General features: G+C 65.4%; 14 protein-coding genes. 2 read left to right on the plus strand and 12 right to left on the minus strand.

Features of this window, described 5'->3' with window-relative positions:
- Positions 1-70: 70 nt before the first annotated feature.
- From scpB to C7449_RS11740, 6 genes are all read right to left on the minus strand, one after another.
- Entirely contained in the window at positions 71-811 is a 741-nt protein-coding gene (gene scpB / locus C7449_RS11715) for an SMC-Scp complex subunit ScpB (RefSeq protein ID WP_374828275.1), read from the minus strand.
- Positions 783-1,589, minus strand: coding sequence for a segregation and condensation protein A (locus tag C7449_RS11720; protein WP_108002975.1), 807 nt, complete (start codon positions 1,587-1,589; stop codon positions 783-785). Before C7449_RS11720 ends, scpB begins: the two co-directional genes overlap by 29 nt.
- A 77-nt stretch (positions 1,590-1,666) precedes the next feature.
- Positions 1,667-2,686 carry a beta-N-acetylhexosaminidase gene (gene nagZ / locus C7449_RS11725; protein ID WP_108003207.1) on the minus strand — a complete coding sequence of 340 codons (1,020 nt, stop codon included), beginning with the start codon at positions 2,684-2,686 and terminating at the stop codon, positions 1,667-1,669.
- A 125-nt stretch (positions 2,687-2,811) separates the two neighbouring features.
- A complete protein-coding gene (locus C7449_RS11730; protein WP_108002976.1) occupies positions 2,812-6,213 on the minus strand; it encodes an SPOR domain-containing protein in 3,402 nt (1,133 codons plus the stop codon).
- 61 nt (positions 6,214-6,274) lie between these two features.
- Positions 6,275-8,035, minus strand: a complete 1,761-nt coding sequence (gene argS / locus C7449_RS11735; protein WP_108003208.1) for an arginine--tRNA ligase — start codon at positions 8,033-8,035, stop codon at positions 6,275-6,277.
- A 65-nt stretch (positions 8,036-8,100) separates the two neighbouring features.
- Positions 8,101-9,318, minus strand: coding sequence for a deoxyguanosinetriphosphate triphosphohydrolase (locus tag C7449_RS11740; RefSeq protein WP_108002977.1), 1,218 nt, complete (start codon positions 9,316-9,318; stop codon positions 8,101-8,103).
- 212 nt (positions 9,319-9,530) lie between these two features.
- Between C7449_RS11740 and erpA the strand changes: the two genes are divergently transcribed.
- Together erpA and xth are read left to right on the plus strand one after the other, a co-directional pair.
- Positions 9,531-9,863 (plus strand): iron-sulfur cluster insertion protein ErpA, encoded by a 333-nt coding sequence (gene erpA / locus C7449_RS11745; protein ID WP_108002978.1) that lies wholly within the window; start codon positions 9,531-9,533, stop codon positions 9,861-9,863.
- Between the two features lie 73 nt (positions 9,864-9,936).
- Positions 9,937-10,722: an exodeoxyribonuclease III gene (gene xth / locus C7449_RS11750; RefSeq protein WP_108002979.1), complete on the plus strand. Its 786-nt coding sequence runs from the start codon at positions 9,937-9,939 to the stop codon at positions 10,720-10,722.
- Positions 10,723-10,833: 111 nt separating this feature from the next.
- Here xth and exoR read toward each other — a convergent pair whose 3' ends face one another.
- The 6 genes from exoR to C7449_RS11780 all read right to left on the minus strand — a co-directional run bounded on the left by exoR (position 10,834) and on the right by C7449_RS11780 (position 19,866).
- The gene (exoR, locus tag C7449_RS11755) at positions 10,834-11,634 is read right to left on the minus strand and encodes an exopolysaccharide production regulator ExoR (RefSeq protein WP_108002980.1); all 801 of its coding nucleotides are present in this window, start codon (positions 11,632-11,634) and stop codon (positions 10,834-10,836) included.
- A gap of 468 nt (positions 11,635-12,102) precedes the next feature.
- Positions 12,103-13,383, minus strand: a complete 1,281-nt coding sequence (locus C7449_RS11760; RefSeq protein ID WP_108002981.1) for an OmpP1/FadL family transporter — start codon at positions 13,381-13,383, stop codon at positions 12,103-12,105.
- A gap of 338 nt (positions 13,384-13,721) precedes the next feature.
- Positions 13,722-16,562, minus strand: coding sequence for a valine--tRNA ligase (locus tag C7449_RS11765; RefSeq protein ID WP_108003209.1), 2,841 nt, complete (start codon positions 16,560-16,562; stop codon positions 13,722-13,724).
- Positions 16,563-16,688: 126 nt separating this feature from the next.
- Positions 16,689-17,438, minus strand: a complete 750-nt coding sequence (locus C7449_RS11770; RefSeq protein WP_108003210.1) for a PopZ family protein — start codon at positions 17,436-17,438, stop codon at positions 16,689-16,691.
- A 164-nt stretch (positions 17,439-17,602) separates the two neighbouring features.
- Positions 17,603-18,997, minus strand: coding sequence for a TolC family outer membrane protein (locus C7449_RS11775; RefSeq protein WP_245414359.1), 1,395 nt, complete (start codon positions 18,995-18,997; stop codon positions 17,603-17,605).
- A 218-nt stretch (positions 18,998-19,215) separates the two neighbouring features.
- The gene (locus tag C7449_RS11780; protein ID WP_108003211.1) at positions 19,216-19,866 is read right to left on the minus strand and encodes a protein-L-isoaspartate O-methyltransferase family protein; all 651 of its coding nucleotides are present in this window, start codon (positions 19,864-19,866) and stop codon (positions 19,216-19,218) included.
- Between the last annotated feature and the right edge of the window lie 357 nt (positions 19,867-20,223).

Here is a 20,223-nt window from a genome sequence, read left to right on the forward strand (position 1 = left end):
GGAGCTATCCGACGCCCTTGCCGTACCGCCGTGAAAAGCGGTGGCAATTCAGGGCGACGATAAGCTTCCGCTATTCGTCTTCTTTTCCACCCGGAGTCAAGAGGCCGAGTTCCTCGAGATCCATCGGCGTGATCGGATCCTCGTCGTCGGACAGTTCGTCCTCGCCGAGCGGCAGCGGGATCTGGAAGTTGGATGGGATGCGGCCCGAGAGCAGCCCTGCCCCCTTCAATTCTTCCAGTCCCGGCAGGTCGCGCAGTTCCTCCAGACCGAAATGGTCGAGGAAGTCCTTGGTGGTCCCGAAGGTTACCGGACGGCCCGGCGTGCGCCGGCGGCCGCGGAACCTCACCCAGCCGGCCTCCAGCAGCACGTCCAGCGTTCCCTTCGACGTCTGCACGCCGCGGATGTCTTCGATCTCGGCGCGGGTGACCGGCTGGTGGTAGGCGATGATCGAAAGAACTTCGAGGGCGGCGCGCGACAATTTGCGCACCTCGCCTTCTTCGCTGCGCACGACGAAGGAGAGGTCCGGCGCGGTGCGGAAGGCCCAGTGGTCGCCGACCTGCACGAGGTTGACGCCGCGGCCGGCATAGAGCGCCTTCAACTGCCGCATCACGTGACCGGCATCGACGCCGGCCGGCAGCCGGTCGGCGATATAGCTCTCCGCGACCGGACCGGCGGAGGCGAAGACGAGGGCCTCGGCAATCCGCGCCGCCTCGTGCAGCCGGCGCGGATCGACGACCGTCGCGCTCTCCGGCCCGGCAACGATTTCCTCACGGTCGCCGGCCTCAGACACGATCGCCATCCTTTCCGCCATTCACCGGCGCGCGTGCGCCGCGCCGCAGGTAGATCGGCTCGAACACGCCCTCCTGGCGGATTTCCAGATGGCCCTCCCGCACCATTTCGAGCGAGGCGGCAAACGCGCTGGCGATCGCCGTTCGCCGCTCGGAGGGATCGGTCAGGTAACGCAGCAGGAAATGCTCCATGGCAGTCCAGTCCGCCACCTCGCCGAGCAGCCGATGCAGCACCTCGCGCGCATCGGAGAGGGACCAGACGTTGCGCTTCTCGATCGTCACCTGGGTGATCGCATGACGCTGGCGCAGCGAGGCGTAGGCGCTGAGCAGATCGTAGAGGGAGGCGTCGAAGGCAGACCTGCGTTCGGTCGGGATATGCTCGGGCGCGCCGCGCGCGAAGAAATCACGACCGAGCCGGTTGCGGTTTATCAGCCGCGTCGCCGCGTCGCGCATCGCTTCCAGCCGCTTGAGGCGGAACGCCAGCGTCGCGGCCATCTCCTCGCCGCTCGGGCCATCGTCCTTCGGCTGCTGCGGAATGAGGAGGCGTGATTTAAGATAGGCGAGCCACGCGGCCATCACCAGGTAATCGGCGGCAAGCTCGATGCGGACGCGCCGGGCCCGGTCGACAAAGGCGAGGTACTGCTCGGCGAGCGCCAGGATGGAGATCCGCGCCAGGTCGACCTTCTGCGTTCGGGCCAGATGCAGCAGCAGGTCCAGCGGGCCTTCGAACCCGGCGATGTCAACCACGAGGCCTTCCTCATGGAGACCCCGGCTGGCATCATCCTGCCACAGCTCCTCCATCGGCGCGCTGTCCGGTGACTGGGTCTTCTGCGGCTTGAACCTCGTTCCGTACACCTGGGCTCCTAGCAGCGATGCCCTCAGGCGGTCGCGATCAGGGCATCGAATTCGTCCCGCAGCGCCTGCTCGTCCGCGCCATCGGCCTTGGGAAAGCCGGCGATGACGGCATCGGCGCGCCTGCGGCCCTCTCCTACCAGCGGCGGCACTGTCTCGGCAACCGCGATCATCTCATCCATGATGCCGTGGCAGTGCAGGACCAGGTCGAGACCGGCGTCGATGATGCCGCGGGCGCGGGTGGCGATGTCGCCGGCAAGCGCATTCATCGACACGTCGTCGGACATCAGCAGCCCGTCGAATCCGATGTGACCGCGGATAATATCGCGAACGACCTTCGGTGACGTCGTCGCCGGATTGTCCTTGTCGATGTCGGTGAAGACGATGTGCGCCGACATCGCCATCAACTCGTCCTTCATGCGTCTGAAAGGCACGAAGTCGATGGCCTCGAGCTCGGCAATCGGCGCGGTCACCACCGGCAGGTCGTGATGGGAATCCACCATGGTGCGGCCGTGGCCGGGCATGTGCTTCATCACCGGCAGCAGGCCGCCGGCCTTCAGCCCCTCGCTCGCCGCCTTCCCCATCGCCGCGACGATCTCCGGCTCCTGCCCGTAGGCGCGGTTGCCGATGACGTCGTGCACGCCGGGAACCGCGACGTCCAGGACCGGCAAGCAATCGACGTTGACGCCGAGGCGGGACAGGTCGAAGGCAAAGAGCCGCGACATCAGCCAGGCGGCGCGGAGCCCCTTCGCCTCGTCCTGCCGGTAGATGGCGCCCAGCGCAGCGGCGTTCGGATATTGCGGCACATACGGCGGCTTGATCCGCTGCACGCGTCCGCCTTCCTGGTCGATCAGCACGGGGATGCGCGGGTCGCCGCCGACCGTGTCGCGCAGCGCCGCCGTGAGGTCGGCGACCTGCGCCGGCTCGCCGATGTTGCGGCCGAACAGGATGAACCCGAAGGGCCGTTCGTCACGGAAGAAGGCCTTCTCGTCGTCGGTGAGGGTCAGGCCTTTGCAGCCGGATATGAAGGATTTCGATTCGCTCATGCGCCGAATCATACGACAGCATGGGAGAAAGGCGAGAGGACGCCCACCGCATTCACAAAAATCACTGCCGAAACGACAAACGGCGCGGAATGCCCGCGCCGTTTGTCCGTTGAATTCAAGTGCGCCTAGCGCGTGACCAGGCAGGTTCCGCCGGCGGTCTTGTAGCGGCCGCACAGCGCGTTGGCCTCTTCCCGCGAACCGGCCGGGATGCGCACGCGATAATAGGTCCCCTTGTTCGGGATATCGGCACGCTGGATGTCGACGCCGCGTCCACCGATCACGCCGGAGAACTTTGCCGACAGGCTGGCGTAGGACTTCTGGGCTTCGGCCTCGGACGGCAGCGAGGCGATCTGGATGACATAGCCGCCGGGATTGGCGGCGGGCGCCTGCGCCTGCTCCGCCGGCGGTGAAGCCTCGCCGGCAAGCGCCGCGGTCTCGGTCGGCCTGGTGTCGGTAACCCGGCCGCGCTCGGTCACGGTGCCGACGACATCGACCGGCTGGTCGGTCGGACGCATCACGGGCACCGGCGCACCGGCGACCGCCTGGCCGACACCGACGTCTGCCGACGCACTCGTCGCAGGCGTGCTTTCGGCAACCGCCGCATTGGCGACTTCTTCCAGGGCGCGTGGGCTGTCGTCCGCCTGTTCGGCGCGTAAGCCGGTATCGGCTCCGGACGACACCGGGGCCACATTGGCTGTATTTGCCGCCGGCGCAGCGTCCTGCGGCATGGCGAGTGCGCTTTGCGGCTCGGGAGCGGGCTCCTCGCGGGCGACCAGCGTTCCGTCGGGCTTGACGATCATCGTCCGGACCTTGCGCGGCGAGACGAGCGGGCCGGTTGCCTCCTCACTGGCAGTCGGCGCCCGCACCTCGTCGTCGACCCCCGGCAGCAGCCGTTCATCGTCGGCGGGGGCGCCGGCCAGATCCATCACCTCGGTCTCGTCTTCCGGCCCGTCGAAGGGCAGCGACTCGGGCGTCAGCGTCCGCTGGACGACGTCCACCGGCTCCTCGGTCGAGGTGACGAGCTGGTCCTGCTGCGGCGTCATGTTCATCCGGCCGGAGACACGGTCATAGACGGCCTTGTCCTGGTTCGGAACGGTCTTGCCGCCCTTTTCCTCGGGCACGACCTTGATCGGCTCACGATCGGCGAGGATCACCCGCGGCTCACCGGAACCGCCCGCCGCCCCATTGCCCAAGAACGCATAGGTGCCGGCTCCACCGAGCACCACGACGGCGGCAGCTGCCGCCGCGATCATCAGCCCGCGGCCGCGCCGTGCCGGCTCGTCATAGCCGTCGCCGACATAGTGGTCCTGCGACTGCTGGGCGTCGAGCGGGATCGCGTGCCGTTCGGACTGGGAGAACGAACGGCGCAAGTCTTCCTCGAGCGCCTTGTCGAAGTCGTCTGCGACAGCCGGTGCCTGGTGTTCTGCAACCGCGGCAGCCCGTTCGAGGCCTCGCTCGTTGTCGGCCAGCGGCGCCGGGGTGGCGAAGAGCTGCGCCATCTCCGAATCGATGTCGATATCGTATTCGGGCGCCTGAACCGGCTTTTCCTTTTCGATGACTGGTATCTGCGGCACGTCGAGTTCGGGCGCGGGCGCCACGCCTGTGTCGGTCTCCGCGATCATGGCGGGATCAAACGGCAGGTCGAAGCCGGGCTCGTCGCGTTGGGGCGCAGGGTCAGCCGGCTGCGGAGCGGACATCGCCGGCTGCGGAGCAGGCATGTCGCGGACAGGTTCTGCCCTTGCGGGTGCGGCAGCGGCCGGCCAGGCCGACTGCGGCCGCGCGTCACGCGCATCGAGCACCGGTTCCGGCGCAACCCGCACCGGTGCCGGAGCAATGACCTGGGATGGTTTCGCAACGAGTGCGGCGACGACGGGTGCGGCAACCCGCTTCGGCTCGTCCGCCAACGCCAGGTCGGAAAGGTCGAGTTCGATATCGGACAGGTCGAGTTGGAAATCGCCGAACGCCGCGTCGAAATCCGTGGCTGCGGCGTCAGCGACCGGTTCGATCTGGGTCGCAGCGGGTGCAGCCTGCGGCTCGATCCTGGCAGAAACCTGCGGCTCAATCCTGGCCGAAACCTGCGGCTCCTCGACGGGGGCGATCACTGCTGGCGCCGCTGCCGGCGCGAGGACGGGTGCATTGGCCGGCCGGCGATCGACCGCCACCGGCGTCGCACGGCCGAACTTGATGCTGGAAAAGCCCTCAAGCGATCCCGGCCGCGGACGCGGTGGTTCGGCTAGAGGGGCGGCCGCAGCTGCGACCGGCGGGGTGGCAAGCGCCACGACCGGCGCAGCCAGCGGTGCACGCGGCTCAGGCACCGGGAACCGCTCGACCTCGGCCAGCAACTCGTCAAAATGGTAACCGTCGGCGGCCGGCGCCGCGGGAGCGATCGCATAGGCGGCCTCCGGATCGAACGCGGCAGCCGCGGGCTCCGGTGCGACAGCAGTCGGCAGGGCCTGCTCGGCTGCAGCGAGCGGCGCCTCGCTGCGCGGCGCCTCTACCCAGTCCGGCACGAACTCCACCGTATCGACTTCCGCCGGCAACTGCGTCGCTTCAAAATGGGCCCCCTCGCCGAGCGCGGGCGCAACGGGAACCGGTTCGGCATAGACGGGCGGGGCGGCGATGCCGGCGGGATCCAGCAGCACTGGCTCCGTCACCGGCAGCGGTTCAACCAGCGACGGCTGCAGGACGCCGGAATGGGCGGCTCCGGTATCGGCAATCACGAGCCCCGCGGCGGCCGCCTCATAGGGGGACCGATCAGCCGAAACCGACGGCTGGGGTTCGTAGGGCACCGAAGCAGCATCCGCACCCGACGTCTCGTCGGTTGCGGTGAACGCGTCACCGAGCGACAGCTCGAGCTCGCGATCGAGATCGAGATCGAGATCGAGATCGAAGTCGGACGGCTTGTTTGCGGCCGGCGTCTCCGCCAGGTGGGCGGGTTCGGCAAACGCCACCGGCTGCATGCCGAGGAAAACCGGCTCGGGCCGCTCTTCGGCCCGGTCGGCAACGGCCGGATGCGACGAGGCTGGCTCGGCCGCAAGGCCCTCGGGAGAGTGAAGATCGGCTGCGGCCGGCACAGTGCGCCAGTCCGCTGCACCTGCGCCGTGGTCATCACCATGCGCCAGTGCCTCCATCGGGCTTGCGGCAAAGGCTGACGTCGCATCGGCGCTGTCGAGCACGTCGGCAGCATCGACGGGTACATAGTCCGGCGCTGCAGGACCGGCGTCGGTCGAGGAAGGCGCGCCGACAACGGCAGCCGGCTCCGGCTCGACGGCGACTGCCGGATACTGCGGCTCGACATCCTGTGCCGGATCGAGCGACGGCGCATCGTAGCGCACGAACTCACGCAGAAGCTCGCTCTCGAGATCGAAAGCCGGCTCCTGCAAGGGCTCCGGCGGCACCGGACGGGCGGCGGTCGGCACGTTACGCGGTTCGTAGCCGACAATGCGTGCGAGTTCCGCCAACGGGTCGTCGTCCGACAGGAGACCGAGGTCGGCTGGTCCGCTTCGCGCAAGATTCTTGTCTGCCATACTGCTCCACTCGCAAGCTACAAAATCGCGTTTGCCAGCTTAATGTGGGCAAAAGGTGACGCTATCGCATCTCGTCCGGCGCGGCAGTGCCGGTTATGGCAAGCCCCGATTTTAGAACAGATGCGACCGCATACACCAGCCCGAGTCTGGCTATACTCAATTCTCGGTTTTTATCATTAACAAAACGTAAGTCAGGCATGTCCTTGCCCTTATTCCAGTGCGCGTGGAAAGCACTGGCGAGATCATAAAGATAAAAAGCGATGCGATGCGGCTCGTGCGCAAGTGCCGCCGCCTCGACGACCCGCGGGTACTCGGCGAGCTTGGCAAGCAACTGCAACTCACTGGGATCGGCGATGTTGTCCTTCACCGCCGACGCCAAGTCGAGAGCGTCGAAATCGATGTCCGGGAACGCCTCGGCGGCCTGCCGGAAGACCGACATGCAGCGCGCATGCGCATACTGGACGTAAAAGACAGGATTGTCCTTCGACTGCTCGGTCACCTTGGCGAAATCGAAGTCGAGCGGCTCGGTGCTCTTGCGATAGAGCATCATGAAGCGCACGGGATCGCGCCCGACCTCCTCCACGACGTCGCGCAGGGTGACGAAGTCGCCGGAGCGCTTCGACATCTTCACCGGCTCGCCGCCGCGGTACAGCTTCACCATCTGGCAGAGAAGCACCGTCAGCTTCGCCTTGCCCTCGGAAATCGCCCGGCAGAGCGCCTCCAGCCGCTTGACGTAGCCGCCATGGTCGGCGCCGAGGATGTAGATCATCTCGTTGAAGCCGCGATCGAACTTGTCCTTGAAGTACGCGACGTCGGCGGCGAAATAGGTGTAGCTGCCGTCGGACTTGATCAGCGGCCGGTCGATGTCGTCACCGACCTCGGTGGAGCGGAACAGGGTCTGCTCGCGGTCCTCCCAATCCTCCGGCAACTGCCCCTTCGGCGGCGGCAGCACGCCCTTGTAGACATGCCCCTTGAAGGTCAGGTCGTTGATCGCGGTGCGAATCGGCGCCCCACCATTGGCGTGCAGGGTGCGCTCGGAGAAGAACACGTCGTGGGTGACGTTCAGCGCCTTCAGGTCGTCGCGGATCATTGCCATCATCGCATCGATGGTGCGATCCTTGACGATCGGCAGCCACTTCTCCTCCGGCATCAGCCGCAGGCTGGACCCGAACTCGGCCGCGAGCGCCTCGCCGACCGGAACGAGGTAGTCGCCCGGATAGAGCCCGGCGGGAATTTCGCCGATCTTCTCGCCCAGCGCCTCGCGGTAGCGCAGGAACGCCGAACGGGCCAGCACATCGACCTGGGAACCGGCGTCGTTGATGTAGTATTCCTTGGTCACCTCATAGCCGGCGAAACCCAGCAGGTTGGCCAGCGCATCGCCGACGACGGCGCCGCGGCAATGCCCGACATGCATCGGGCCGGTCGGATTGGCGGAGACATATTCGACGTTGATCCGCTGCCCGGTACCGACCGGGCTGCGGCCGAACTCGGTGCCCTTGTGGATGATATCGACCAGCACCTTCTGCCAGTAGGCGACGGAGAGGCGAACGTTTATGAAGCCCGGACCGGCGACCGAGACCTCGGCCACCTCGGGGTCCTGGCGCAGCTTCTCGACGATCAGGTCGGCGAGCGCCCGCGGGTTGGTGCCGAGCGGCTTTGCGAGCACCATTGCGGCATTGGTCGCCACGTCGCCATGGCTGGCGTCCCGGGGCGGCTCCACGCTGATGCGGGAGAAATCGAGGTCGGCGCGCCTGGCACGGACGACATCGAGCTCCTCGAGTACACTCTTGATTCTGGTGTCGAAATCCAAAAAGAGGTTCATGTCTTCCATCCGCGCGCCTGCCGGCGCCATGCGCACAACGCGCTAAATCTTGAATCGGCGGGTGACTATCGCAATTCCGGGGTGTGGTCAAACAACCGCCTGTGCGTATCGACCGCGTAATTGTCCGTCATGCCTGCGAGGTAATCACCGACATGCCGCGCCCGCGCCGCCTCCGGCATCTCGGCTATTCGATCGGCCCAATGGTGGCCGCGCATCAGTTGCGGATCGTCCATATAGGCGTGAAACAGGTCGGTGAGGATCGCGGCCGCATTGGCGCGCACGCGCATCACATCGGGGTGACGATAGATGCGCTTGAAGAGCATCGACTTGATCGCCCTGTCCGTCTCGGCCATCGTCTCGGAGAAGGTGGCCATGACGCGGCCTGCCCGGCGCACATCGTCGACGCATGTCGGCCGCACCGCCGCCAGCGCCGCCTGTGCATAGCCGATCACGTCCTCCACCATGGCGGTGATCTGCCGGCGCATGATCTCATTGGTGAACCGGGACGGCTCAAGATTGGGATAGTGACCCCGCACCTCCGCCATCAGGCCGGCGAGGAACGGAACCTCCTCCAGCATGTCGAAGGACAGGTATCCGGAGCGCAACCCGTCATCGATATCATGGGTGTTGTAGGCGATGTCGTCGGCGATCGCCGCCACCTGCGCCTCGAGGCTGGCAAAATTCGCAAGCTCGAGGTCATGAAGGGCGCAGTAGTCGAGGATCGGCTGGGGAACGGGGCCGCGGACGCCCTCGCCATCCGACGTCAGCAGCGGACCGTTGTGCTTGACCAGCCCTTCAAGGCTTTCCCAGGTGAGGTTCAGCCCGTCGAACTCGGCATAGCGGCGTTCGAGCTTGGTGACGATCCGAAGCGACTGGGCGTTGTGGTCGAAGCCGCCATAGGGCGCCAGCACCTCTTGCAGCGCATCCTCCCCGGTGTGGCCGAATGGGGTGTGGCCAAAGTCGTGCACCAGCGCCACCCCCTCGGCGAGGTCCTCGTCGAGCCGCAGCGCCCGGGCCAGCGCCCTCGCGATCTGCGCCACCTCGATCGTGTGGGTCAGCCGCGTGCGGTAGTGGTCGCCGTCGGCGGCGATGAACACCTGGGTCTTGTGCTTCAGGCGCCTGAACGCGGTCGTGTGGACGATCCGGTCCCGGTCACGCTGGAAATCCGAGCGGGTCGGGCTCGCCGCCTCTCGGAAAAGTCGCCCGCGGCTTGACCAGGGATCGGCCGCATAGAGTGCTCTCTGGCCGGCGCCGAAACCGAGGGCATGGAAGTCCAGTGTCATAGCTCACCCGCATTCGAGCCGCCCATTGACGCGGCCTCGATGCCTTCATACCTATACTGTGCACACCGCACTGCCGGACTGCAAGCATGATGCTGATCTGCCAAGCGGATCAGATACTTGGCGCCGCTGTCGCGACAGGCACGGCCGACCGTTTGCAGCGACCGGCAGGAAAAACGATTCTCGGCGGGCCTTGACCCCGCCCGGAGGAACATATGAGCGACAAGAACGTCACCCTTTCGGACGCGGCCGCCAGGCGGATCGCCGCGATCCTTCAGGCCGATCCAACCAAGGGAGCGATGCGCGTCTCCGTCGAGGGCGGCGGCTGCTCCGGCTTTTCCTACAAGTTCGACCTCGTCGAAGCTGCAGACAGCGACGACCTCGTGCTCGAGCGCGGCAACGCGCGCGTCCTGATCGACCCGCTTTCGCTCGTCTACATGGAAGGTTCCGAAATCGACTTCGTCGACAACCTCATGGGCCAGTCGTTCCAGATCAAGAACCCGAACGCCGTCGCCAACTGCGGCTGCGGCACGAGTTTCTCGATCTGACAACGTGGCAACCGCATTGGCGCGCGCTCCCTCCCTCAATGATCCTCCCGACCGCTCGACCAGAAAGAACCCGATGAAGATCGCCACCTGGAACATCAACGGCGTGCGCGCCCGCATCGACAACCTGCTGACCTGGCTGAGGGAGGCGCAACCCGATGTCGTCGCCTTGCAGGAGATCAAATGCCAGGACGACGCCTTTCCGCGCTTCGAGGTCGAAGCGCTCGGCTACCATGTCGAGACGCACGGCCAGAAGGGCTTCAACGGGGTGGCGCTCTTGTCCAGGATCCGCCCCGACGAGGTCATCCGCGGCCTTCCCGGCGATGACGGCGACGAGCAGTCGCGTTTCATCGAGGGCGTCTATTCGTTCGGCAGCGGTGTGATCCGGGTCTGCTCGATCTACCTGCCCAACGGCAATCCACCGCAGGATCCGGTCAAATACCCCTACAAGCTCGCCTGGATGGAACGGCTGATCGCGTTCGCAAGCCACCGCCTGGCGCTGGAGGAACCGCTCGTGCTCGCCGGCGACTACAACGTCATACCGGAGCCGCACGATTGCTGGGACGTCAGGGCCTGGCAGGACGACGCGCTGTACCTGCCGCCGACACGCCACGCCTTCCGACGGCTGGAGCATCTCGGCTTCACCGATGCGGTGCGGGCAGCAACGGACACGGTTCCGCTTTATACTTTCTGGGACTATCAGGCCGGCTGCTGGCAGAAGAACAACGGCATCCGCATCGATCACCTGATGCTGTCGCCGGAGGCGTCCGACCGCCTCGTCTGCGCAAGCGTCGACAAGCACGTGCGCAACTGGGAAAAGCCGTCCGACCACGTGCCGGTCGTTGCGCGGTTCAGCCGATAATTTGGCCTGAGCGTGAGGAGCTCGCGTGAAAAAGGTTTCACGCGATGCTTCAAGCCACTGTTTTGATGATAATTGCCAAGACCGTTCGCCGACCTGGCAGGAGCGATAGCGTCAGTTGACGCCCTTGATCTTCTGCGTCAGCGTCAACGCCGACCGCCGATCCTTCTCGCTCGCCAGTGCGAAGGCCTGCTCCTGCAGTTCCTGCAGCCAGGCACGCTCGCTTGGCGCACAGTTGTCGAGTGCCGCGGTCATCATCGCCAATCCCCGCGCCGCCTGGCCTTCCTGGAAGATGATGCTGCCAAGCAGTCCCATCGCGCCGGCATGGCCGTTCTTCTGGGCCCGGTTCAACCACTTCTTGGCCTGGTGCACATTCGTCGCGCCGCCCTCGCCGGCCAGGATCATTCGGGCAAGCTCGAACTGCACCTCGGGAACGCCGAAGGTCGAAGCGGCCTGGAAGTACAGCTGCCGCGCCTGCGCCAGGTCGACATGCACGGGGCTGTCGGGAATGCCGCGCTGGTAGTAGCCGGCAAGCGCAATGAGGGCATTGACGAAGAAGCCCGTGTCGTTGGACCCCGGCTCGACGCCCTCGCTGGCGATCTCGCTATAGATCCGGAAGGCCTCGAGGTCGTTCTCGGCGACGCCGTCGCCATCGGCATACATGTTGGCGAGCGCCCAACGCGAGCCGGTGTGGCCCTTCTCGGCGGCATAGCGGTAGGCCTCGATGGCGTCGTTCTTCCGCCCCTCCTTGTAGGAGTAGAAACCGAACTTGAAGAGATCGAACGGCCGGCTTTCCCGGCTGACGCCCGAGGCCGGATCGAAGGCGAAGACGTTCCCCGCCGCCAGGCCCTGCCCCACCGAGAGACAGAGCCCGAAGGCCAGGCATTTCATCGAAAGAGACACCGACATGGACATGGCTACAGCTGTCTTCCGCAGCGCCCGACACCGGACGGCATGCGGACTTTGATAAGTGGAACGGGGAGTTGAAGAACGTCATCCATGTACCGATCGCGCGCCATGCTGTTGCTGGCCGTCCGAGCCGCAATGCTCGTGCAACCCTCCCGCGGCAATCTCTTCAACAAGGGCATCATTCGGTTCATCGGCTCCTCGGAAGCGCTTGTTCCTGCAGCGCTCATCGGGACCCATCGCTGCTCCCTGTTTGTGGCGGGAAATGGACAGGACGGTCCGTCACACCTGTGTAGCAAACTATCGCAAAGAATGTGTTGCCGAACGGGCACAGACACCCATGAGGCGAACAGTGTTCCTCAATCTTCTGCTACCGGGTCATCCGGCATGCAGAGCATCCATCAGAAACAAGGCCCCGTTATGGCCCGCCCGGCCCCGGTTTTGCCCAATACTTGGCAGTCGGATCGGGCGCGGTCTTCAGAATTTGACCCGCAGTTCGCCGGAGAGCGCCGAGACGAAGTCGGTGCCGTACTCGTAGCGGGTCGTGGTCGTGTTGATCGGATTTGACTCGCCGCTGGTCAGCAAGCCGAGCGCGCCGTTGAGCCGCAATTCGACGTGCTCGCTCGGGGAATAGGCCGTTCCGAGGCCGACCATCCAGACATCGCTCTGCGATCCGACGACGGTGCTCGTGCCGCGATCCCATGTCAGGCTCATGCCACCGGCCCACTGTTCGTTGAACCTGTGGCCGAGGCCGCCGGTGACCGTCCAGCCGTCGCGATAGTAGAGGTTGAGGGCGGTGAGCGTCTTGCCGGCCGCGTCACCGCAAAACGCGGCGCTGCCATCACACCGGAAATCGACCGTCTGCAGGCGGCTCCAGTTGGTCCACTTGACCGAACCGAAGCCCAGCCAATCGGGCGCGATGCCGGATTGCAGCTTGAGTTCAAGGGATTCCGGAAGCGTCGCGGAGGCCGTGACCGGCGTGCTTTCGCCGAAGATACGCTGATGGTCCAGGCTTCCGGCAATAGCCTTCGGAACACCGGTCAGATTAAGCGTGCCATTGATATCGTCGTAATCGACCTTGCTCGTATAAACGAGGCTCGCCCGCATCGCATATTCGGGGATCTCGTAGCCCACGCCCGCGTGCCAGCCGCCGCTACTATCCTTTATGTCTTCCATTCGGCCTAGGCCGGAAAAGTTGCTGAATGGCGTGCCGGCAAGGATTTCGGGCGCCACAACAACCTGCTCCTTATGACCGCCGATCTCCTGATAGAATCCGCCCCCGATGACGCGGAACTGGCCTGGACCGGCGTCGAACCTGTAGGAGCAGGCGGCGCCATAGTTGTGGCTGAATATCTCGAGCTCGCTCACGTCCTTTGCGCCGGCCCAATGTCGACCCGGCTTCACATTGGCCCCGAACGGTTCGGAATAGTCGATCATGCAATCGATGGAATCGCCGATGGCCGCCTTGGCGCCGAGATAGGGATCGGCATAGGGCTCGGATCCGTCGGCCGTCGACGAGTAGCCGGCGATGTTGTTCAGGTTGGTCGGATCTGCCGCCGGAACGCTCTCGTCCACCGCGTTCCTGATCCTCCGGTTCGGCATCACATAGGTGACCGAACCGTCGAAGAAGAACGGCGATTTCTCGAACAGCAGGTCGACGTCATAGCCGTGCCGCTCCAGCCCGCCGGCATGGCCCGTCGTTGCGGTGGCAAGAACCGTGAGCCCGGCCAAGCTCGCGGTCAGTATTCTCGAAGTCATGCAGTCCCCCTGGCCAAAAAGCCGCCGGCCGCTTCCCCGACTCGGCCGCCTCACGGGGAGTATCGGAAACCGCGCCCGTCCTGGCAAATGCCGCGACCGGACAATCCGGTTCAGCAGGCGTCACGACGATGCCTCGGTCTGGTCGAAAGCTGCGGATTATCCCCGCAGTCTAGGCGGATATTCCGCAGCGGGCGAAAACCCCTCAATTTCTTAGGATGCTTTTCCACGCGGTCGCAAAATGTGACATTTGCACCACATGAGGAGACTGGCTTTCGGCCAAAGAAAAAACCGCGCGCCGGCGGCACGCAGTTCTTCTGTTTCAGGATGGATGTTCCGACTCAGCGTGCCTCGGCAACCCGTGCAAGGGCGGTAGCGAGGCTCGTCATCTGTTGTTCCAGTTCGGCAAGCCGTTCGCGTTCGGCCTCGACCACCTCGGGTTTCGCATTGGCAACGAACTTCTCGTTGCCGAGCTTACCGCGAATGCGATCGGCCTCGGCGCTGGCCTTGGCGATCGCCTTCTCCAGCCGCGCCGTCTCGGCGGCGAGATCGATCAGGCTGCCGAGCGGGAGGCAGGCGGTCGCCTCGCCGATGACGATCTGCGCCGAGCCCTTCGGCGCCTCGTCGGCAAGCGCGATCGCGTCGACGCGGGCAAGCCTGCGGATCGCCGGCTCGTGGCGCTCGATGCGCGTCCGCGTCTGCGCATTGGCGCCGACGACGACGAGCGGCGCCACCGCCGAGGGCGGCACGTTCATCTCGGCGCGCACCGAGCGGATGCCGGAGACGAGATCGACCAGCCAGTTGATCTCGTCGGCGGCCGCATCGTCCGCGTAAGCCGGCGTCGGCCATTCGGCGTGGCAGATCAGGCCGGCGCGCTCGTTGCCCTCGCCCGCCGTATGCGCCCAGAGCTCCTCGGTCATGAAGGGCATGAAGGGGTGCAGGAGCTTATATGTCTCCTCCAGCACATAGGCCGCGCAAGCCTGGGATTCGGCCTTGGCGCCCTCGTCTTCGCCGTTGAAGACCGGCTTCAGCAGTTCCAGGTACCAGTCGCAGAACTGGTTCCAGACGAAGCGGTAGAGCGATCCTGCCGCATCGTTGAAGCGATAGGTTTCGATCGCGTCAGTGACGTCGCGGGCGGTGCGGGCCAGTTCGGTGAGGATCCAGCGGTTGATCGTCAGCGACGCCGCTTCCGGCACGAACTGCGGATCGAGCTTGACGCCGTTCATCTCGGCAAAGCGGGTGGCGTTCCAGAGCTTGGTGCCGAAGTTGCGATAGCCGGCGACGCGGGCCGGATCGAGCTTCACGTCCCGCCCCTGCGCCGCCATGATCGCCAGCGTGAAGCGCAGCGCGTCGGCGCCATATTCGTCGATCAGTTCGAGCGGGTCGATGACGTTGCCCTTCGACTTCGACATCTTCTGCCCGTTCTTGTCGCGCACCAGGGCGTGGACGTAGACGGTGTGGAAGGGCTCGATCGGCTCGCCGAGGTCGTCCTTCATGAAGTGCAGGCCCATCATCATCATGCGGGCAACCCAGAAGAAGATGATGTCGAAGCCGGTAACGAGCACGTCGGTCTGGTAGTAGCGATCCAGTTCCGGCGTCTGCTTCGGCCAGCCGAGCGTCGAGAACGGCCAGAGCGCCGAGGAGAACCAGGTGTCGAGCACGTCCTCGTCGCGGGTCAGGATCTCGCCGGGCTTGAAGTTTTCCAGCTTCTCCTCGACCCAGGCCTTCCAAGGCCCTTCGTGGGAGATGTAGTGCTGGATTGCGGCGTGCAGCGCCTCCTCCTCGGTCTTCTCGACGAAGACCTGCCCGTCCGGTCCGTACCAGGCCGGGATTTGATGACCCCACCACAGCTGACGGGACACGCACCAGGGCTGGATGTTCTCCATCCACTCGAAGTAGGTCTTTTCCCAGTTCTTCGGCACGAATTTGGTCCGGCCTTCGCGCACCGAGGCGATCGCTGGCTTTGCCAGCGTCTTGGCGTCGACATACCACTGCTCGGTCAGGCGCGGCTCGATCGGCACGCCGCCGCGGTCGCCGTGCGGCACCGTGTGCTTGTGCGGCTCGATCTTGTCGACGAGCCCCGCTTCCTCGAGGATCTCGACGATGATCTTGCGCGCCTCGAACCGGTCCTTGCCCTCCAGCTGATCCCAGGCGCCATGCAGCGCCGCGGGATGATCGAGGCCCTCGAGGAAGTCCTCGTTGTCCTTGATCGTGATGCGTCCCTCGATCGTCAGGACATTGATGGCGCGCAGGCCGCGGCGCTTGCCGACCTCAAAGTCGTTGAAGTCGTGGGCGGGCGTCATCTTGACGGCGCCGGTTCCGGCCGTCGGGTCCGGGTATTCATCGGCGACGATCGGTATGCGGCGGCCGACGATCGGCAGGATGACGTGCTTGCCGACGATGCCCTTGTAGCGCTCGTCGTCCGGGTGGACGGCGACGCCGGTGTCGCCGAGCATGGTTTCCGGCCGCGTCGTCGCCACCACCAGATAGTCGCGGGTCTCCCACTCGGTCGGCTTGCCGTCCTCGTCGAAGGCGACGGGGTGCTGGTAGGTGACGCCCGGCTCCAGCGGATAGCGAAGGTGCCAGAGATTGCCGTTGACCTCGATCTGCTCGACCTCGAGATCGGAGATGGCGGTCAGGAGCTTCGGGTCCCAGTTCACAAGGCGCTTGTCCTTGTAGATCAGGCCTTCCTTGTAGAGCGAGACGAAGACTTCGAGCACGGCCTCCGAGAGACCCTCATCCATCGTGAAGCGCTCGCGCGACCAGTCGCAGGAGGCACCGAGGCGGCGCAACTGGTTGAAGATCAGGCCGCCGGATTCGGCCTTCCATTCCCAGACCTTCTCGATGAAGGCCTCGCGGCCCATCTCACGACGGTGCTGCTGCTTTTCCATCAGCTTGCGCTCGACGACCATCTGGGTGGCGATGCCGGCATGGTCCATGCCGGGCTGCCACAGCACGTCCTTGCCGCGCATGCGCTCGAAACGCACCATGATGTCCTGCAGGGTGTTGTTGAGCGCATGGCCCATGTGCAGCGAACCGGTGACGTTCGGCGGCGGAATGACGATCGAGAAGGTCTCGGCGCCGGGCTTGGCCCCCGCGCCGGCGCGAAACGCGTCCGCCTCCTCCCAGGTCCTCGCAATTCTCGGTTCTACGGCCGCGGAATCATAGTTTTTCTCAAGCATCTTGATGGCCATACCCATTGTTGCAGTCATCGGGTTCTAAACCGGATGCCCGGATTGAAGTCAACACGACAAACGAAAGCCGCGCCGGTGCGGGCGCGGCTTATCGCAACAGCAAAAACAGACCTTTTAGCGGCGCGGGCCGCGCGCCACGCGCTCGATCTCTTCACGCACCAGGCGCTCGACGAGCGTCGGCAGGTTGTCGTCGAGCCACTCCTGCAGCATCGGCCGCAGCATCTCCTCGGCAATCTCGTCGAACGAGCGGCGCGGCTCGGCCTGGACCGCCTCTGCAAGCACGCCGAAGGAACCGGACACCTGCGCGCTCACCGCCGGCGACACCAGCGATACTGCGGCGGAGGATAGCGTCTCTTGATGGGTGGACGAAGTCACATGCTCGTGCGCGGCCGGCCGCGGCTGCTCGAAGCCCGTCGGCGCAGCCGAGGCTTGCCGACCGGCGCCGTTGACAACCGCGGCAGGCGACGTGCCGATCGTCTCGAACGGGCCGGCCGGGGTGGTTCCCTGGGCAGGACCGGCCGGCTCGCCCTGGCGAAGCATCATGCCGTTACGCTCCGAGGCGGCACGAACCCGGGCGGCGACGTCGGCCAGCGACATGGCCGGATGCGGCGGAGAGGTTTCCGGCTGAACCGGTGCAATGGCCGGCCGCGCCAGTTGTTCTGCCGGTGACAGACGCGATTCTTCGGCATGGAAATCGGCGATGATGATCTCGTCGTCGAAGCTGTCGGCGGCAGCGTCCTGTGCTTCGGCTGCGACCAGCGGTCCCGGTGCCCCGACCGGCGGCTCATTGCTTTCGATGATCCGGCGGATCGACGCCAGGATCTCGTCCATCGACGGTTCACGCGCTACATTCGGCTGAGCCATTTTCATCCCCGTTCCCTGCCTCACGCGACCGCCGACACGCTCCGAAACAGGCGCGCGCGGTGCGGATTGGCGAGACCATAGGCCAGTCGCGACGGCAAAAAAATCGTCGCGAATCAACTCTTAACGAGGATGCACAGATTTGTGCGGCCTGCCAATCGGGGATGTCAGCGCCCGTCGACGGTGCGCAGGCCGAACCACTTGTCCTTGACGGCTTCGTAGTGTTCCTCGGCCCGATACTCGGCCACCTTGAGGTTCTGGCCGCGAACCGTCAGCTGCCCCATGGCGGCGAGCAGCGAATAGCTGGCGACCACCGCGACGCGCTGCGAAATCACCAGACTTTCCTGGGCGTCGAGCACCGTCTGCTGGGCGATCAGCACGTCGAGCGTGGTCCGCTGGCCGACGTTGCGCTCCTCGACGACGCCCTGCAGCGCCAGGTTGGCCGCCTGGATCTCGGCCTGGTTGGCGCGGATCGCCGCGCGCGCGGCCTCGAGCTGGGTGTGGGCGGAGATGATCATCTGCTGCACCTCGAGGCGCGCCGAATCGACGAGGATGCGCTGCTGGCCGAGCCGTTCCTTAGCCTGGCGGACCTGGCCGTACTCGGCCCCGCCCTGATAGAGCGGCACGGTCACCCGCGCCGAAATGCTGCCCGAGACGTGGTCGTTGGTGCTGGTGCTGCCGTTGACCGAGCGGAACACGTCGCCCTGGATGGAAACGCCGGGCAACAGGCTGCCCTCGGCCGCCTTGACGTTGTAGCCGGCCGAATCGACGCTGCGCTGCGCCGAAAGGATCTGCGGATTCTCGCGCAAGCCGATCGCCACCGCCTGGTCGAGCGACCGCGGCATGCCGCGGGTTGCCGGTTGCGGCTGGCTGATGTTCCGCGGCTGGTCGCCGACGATCTGGAAGTAGACGGCCTCACTGGTCGTCAGCGCCGCCTGGGCGGAGACCAGCAGCGCCTGGGCCTGGGCGAGCTGCGCCTCGGCCAGGCTCACGTCGGTCTGCGTGCCCTCGCCAACCTGCAGGCGTGCCCTCGAGGCGTTGAGCTGCTCGCGCAGGAACGCGAGGTTCTTCTTCCGGATCGCCAGGATCGCCTGGTCGCGCCAGATGTTGGCATACGCTTCGACGGCGTTGAGAAGAAGGTTGATCTCCTGCGAGCGGAGCGACTCGCGGTTGGAAAGCACGTTGGCTTCGGCCGACCTGACCCGGTTGAGGGTCTGGAATCCGTCAAAGATCTGCTGGGTGATCGAGACGCCGAAGGAGGACGTAAAGGTGTCGCTGCGCTTGCTGGGTTGGCCGAACCCGGATGAAACGGCCTTGTCGAACTGTCGCCGCGTCGCATTCGCCTCGGCAACGCCGTTGACCTGCGGCCGCATCGCCGCCTTGGCGATCGTGACGTTCTCATCGATCGCCCGCAGCGCCGCGCGGGCGGCGTTCAGGTCCGGGTTGTTGGCGTAGGTCTTCGCCATCGCGCCGGCGACGGTTTCGGCCCAGACCGGCTGGGTCGAAGCCAGAAGAAGAGAAACGAGCGCCGCCGAAACTGCGGACTTGCGAAAGATGGACACGTAGTTACTCCAGATTGGACCGGTGACCGATCCGACGCAACACGGCCCGATCTGGCGCCGCGTCAGATGATCCCTGCGTCTGCGACAGCCCTTCGGCCACCGCATCCGCGATTCATGCCATCACCTGTTTATCTCCCCATCACCGACACTAACGTATCGGTTGTTTCAAATGTGTGCATAAACCGCGGAAAAAATCGACTCGGATTTTCGAAACGCCGTTAAAACACGAATTCTGCCGCCTTGCGGAACCCTGGCAGCGGCTTGACGGCGGTGTTGAAGGCGCGAACCTCGGACACCGTGCCGCGCTCCTTGACGAAGAGCCGCGCCTGGGAGGCGTTGCCATATCCCTCCACCGCCACCAGACGGCCGCCGTCGCGCAATTCGGCGAGCAGCGCATCCGGCACCACTTCGACCGCCCCGTTGACGAAGATCACGTCATAGGGAGCCTCGGCGGCGTATCCCTTCTCCAGTTCGCCGGTGACCACGGCGACGTTGTCGTAACCGAGCTCCGCCAGCGTCTCGCCGGCCTTGGCGGCCAGCGCCTCGTCGCTTTCCAGGGCGACGACCGAGCCGGCCAGCAGCGACAGGACCGCAGAGGCATAGCCGGTGCCGCAACCGACCTCGAGCACCACGTCGTTCTTGGTGATGGTGGCGAGCTGGATCAGCTTGGCGAGCGGCGACGGCTGCATCAGATAGCGGCCCGGCGCGAGCTCGATGTCGTTGTCGATATAGGCGAGCGGTTTTTGCGCGGCCGGCACGAAGGCCTCGCGCGGCACGGCCAGGAACACCTCGAGCACCGAATGCGAGGTAACGTCCGTGGTCCGGATCTGGTTGTCGACCATTTTAATGCGCGCTGCGGTGTAATCCATCATTGCTGCCCTGTCAGAAGCTCGCGACCGGTTCGCCGGCCGATAAACAGGGTTGTCTTAAAGCCCTTTCGCAGCCGGTGTCCATACGCATAGCCGCTGCGGGTTGGCAAAAAGATGGCAGCAGAGGAGGCATCCACGGCAAATCGCCCCCGCCGGCACGCCGCCGCCACGCTGCAGCGACGTCGATGGAGAAGCGCTTCTCCGGCGGTCGGCAGCATGACGCAGACCCCGCATCAGCCATGAGCGCCTCACGACGGCACACCGCCGGATTGCGAGCATCGCCGGTTGGCCGCCCGGCCCCGCCTCAGGGGTCGACGACTGCAGGCAATCGCGCGCCCCTTGCCTCGGGCCGTCAAC

Source organism: Mycoplana dimorpha (assembly GCF_003046475.1).
GTDB lineage: Bacteria > Pseudomonadota > Alphaproteobacteria > Rhizobiales > Rhizobiaceae > Mycoplana > Mycoplana dimorpha.

What these genes read in the sequence shown, in the direction of transcription:
- exoR (WP_108002980.1), bottom strand. Translation starts at nt 11,634, where the DNA reads ATGTCCATGTCGGTGTCTCTTTCGATGAAATGCCTGGCCTTCGGGCTC.
- C7449_RS11740 (WP_108002977.1), bottom strand. Translation starts at nt 9,318, where the DNA reads ATGACACTGGACTTCCATGCCCTCGGTTTCGGCGCCGGCCAGAGAGCA.
- C7449_RS11760 (WP_108002981.1), bottom strand. Translation starts at nt 13,383, where the DNA reads ATGACTTCGAGAATACTGACCGCGAGCTTGGCCGGGCTCACGGTTCTT.
- C7449_RS11765 (WP_108003209.1), bottom strand. Translation starts at nt 16,562, where the DNA reads ATGCTTGAGAAAAACTATGATTCCGCGGCCGTAGAACCGAGAATTGCG.
- nagZ (WP_108003207.1), bottom strand. Translation starts at nt 2,686, where the DNA reads ATGAGCGAATCGAAATCCTTCATATCCGGCTGCAAAGGCCTGACCCTC.
- scpB (WP_374828275.1), bottom strand. Translation starts at nt 811, where the DNA reads ATGGCGGAAAGGATGGCGATCGTGTCTGAGGCCGGCGACCGTGAGGAA.
- xth (WP_108002979.1), top strand. Translation starts at nt 9,937, where the DNA reads ATGAAGATCGCCACCTGGAACATCAACGGCGTGCGCGCCCGCATCGAC.
- C7449_RS11720 (WP_108002975.1), bottom strand. Translation starts at nt 1,589, where the DNA reads ATGGAGGAGCTGTGGCAGGATGATGCCAGCCGGGGTCTCCATGAGGAA.
- erpA (WP_108002978.1), top strand. Translation starts at nt 9,531, where the DNA reads ATGAGCGACAAGAACGTCACCCTTTCGGACGCGGCCGCCAGGCGGATC.
- C7449_RS11770 (WP_108003210.1), bottom strand. Translation starts at nt 17,438, where the DNA reads ATGGCTCAGCCGAATGTAGCGCGTGAACCGTCGATGGACGAGATCCTG.
- C7449_RS11780 (WP_108003211.1), bottom strand. Translation starts at nt 19,866, where the DNA reads ATGGATTACACCGCAGCGCGCATTAAAATGGTCGACAACCAGATCCGG.
- C7449_RS11730 (WP_108002976.1), bottom strand. Translation starts at nt 6,213, where the DNA reads ATGGCAGACAAGAATCTTGCGCGAAGCGGACCAGCCGACCTCGGTCTC.
- argS (WP_108003208.1), bottom strand. Translation starts at nt 8,035, where the DNA reads ATGAACCTCTTTTTGGATTTCGACACCAGAATCAAGAGTGTACTCGAG.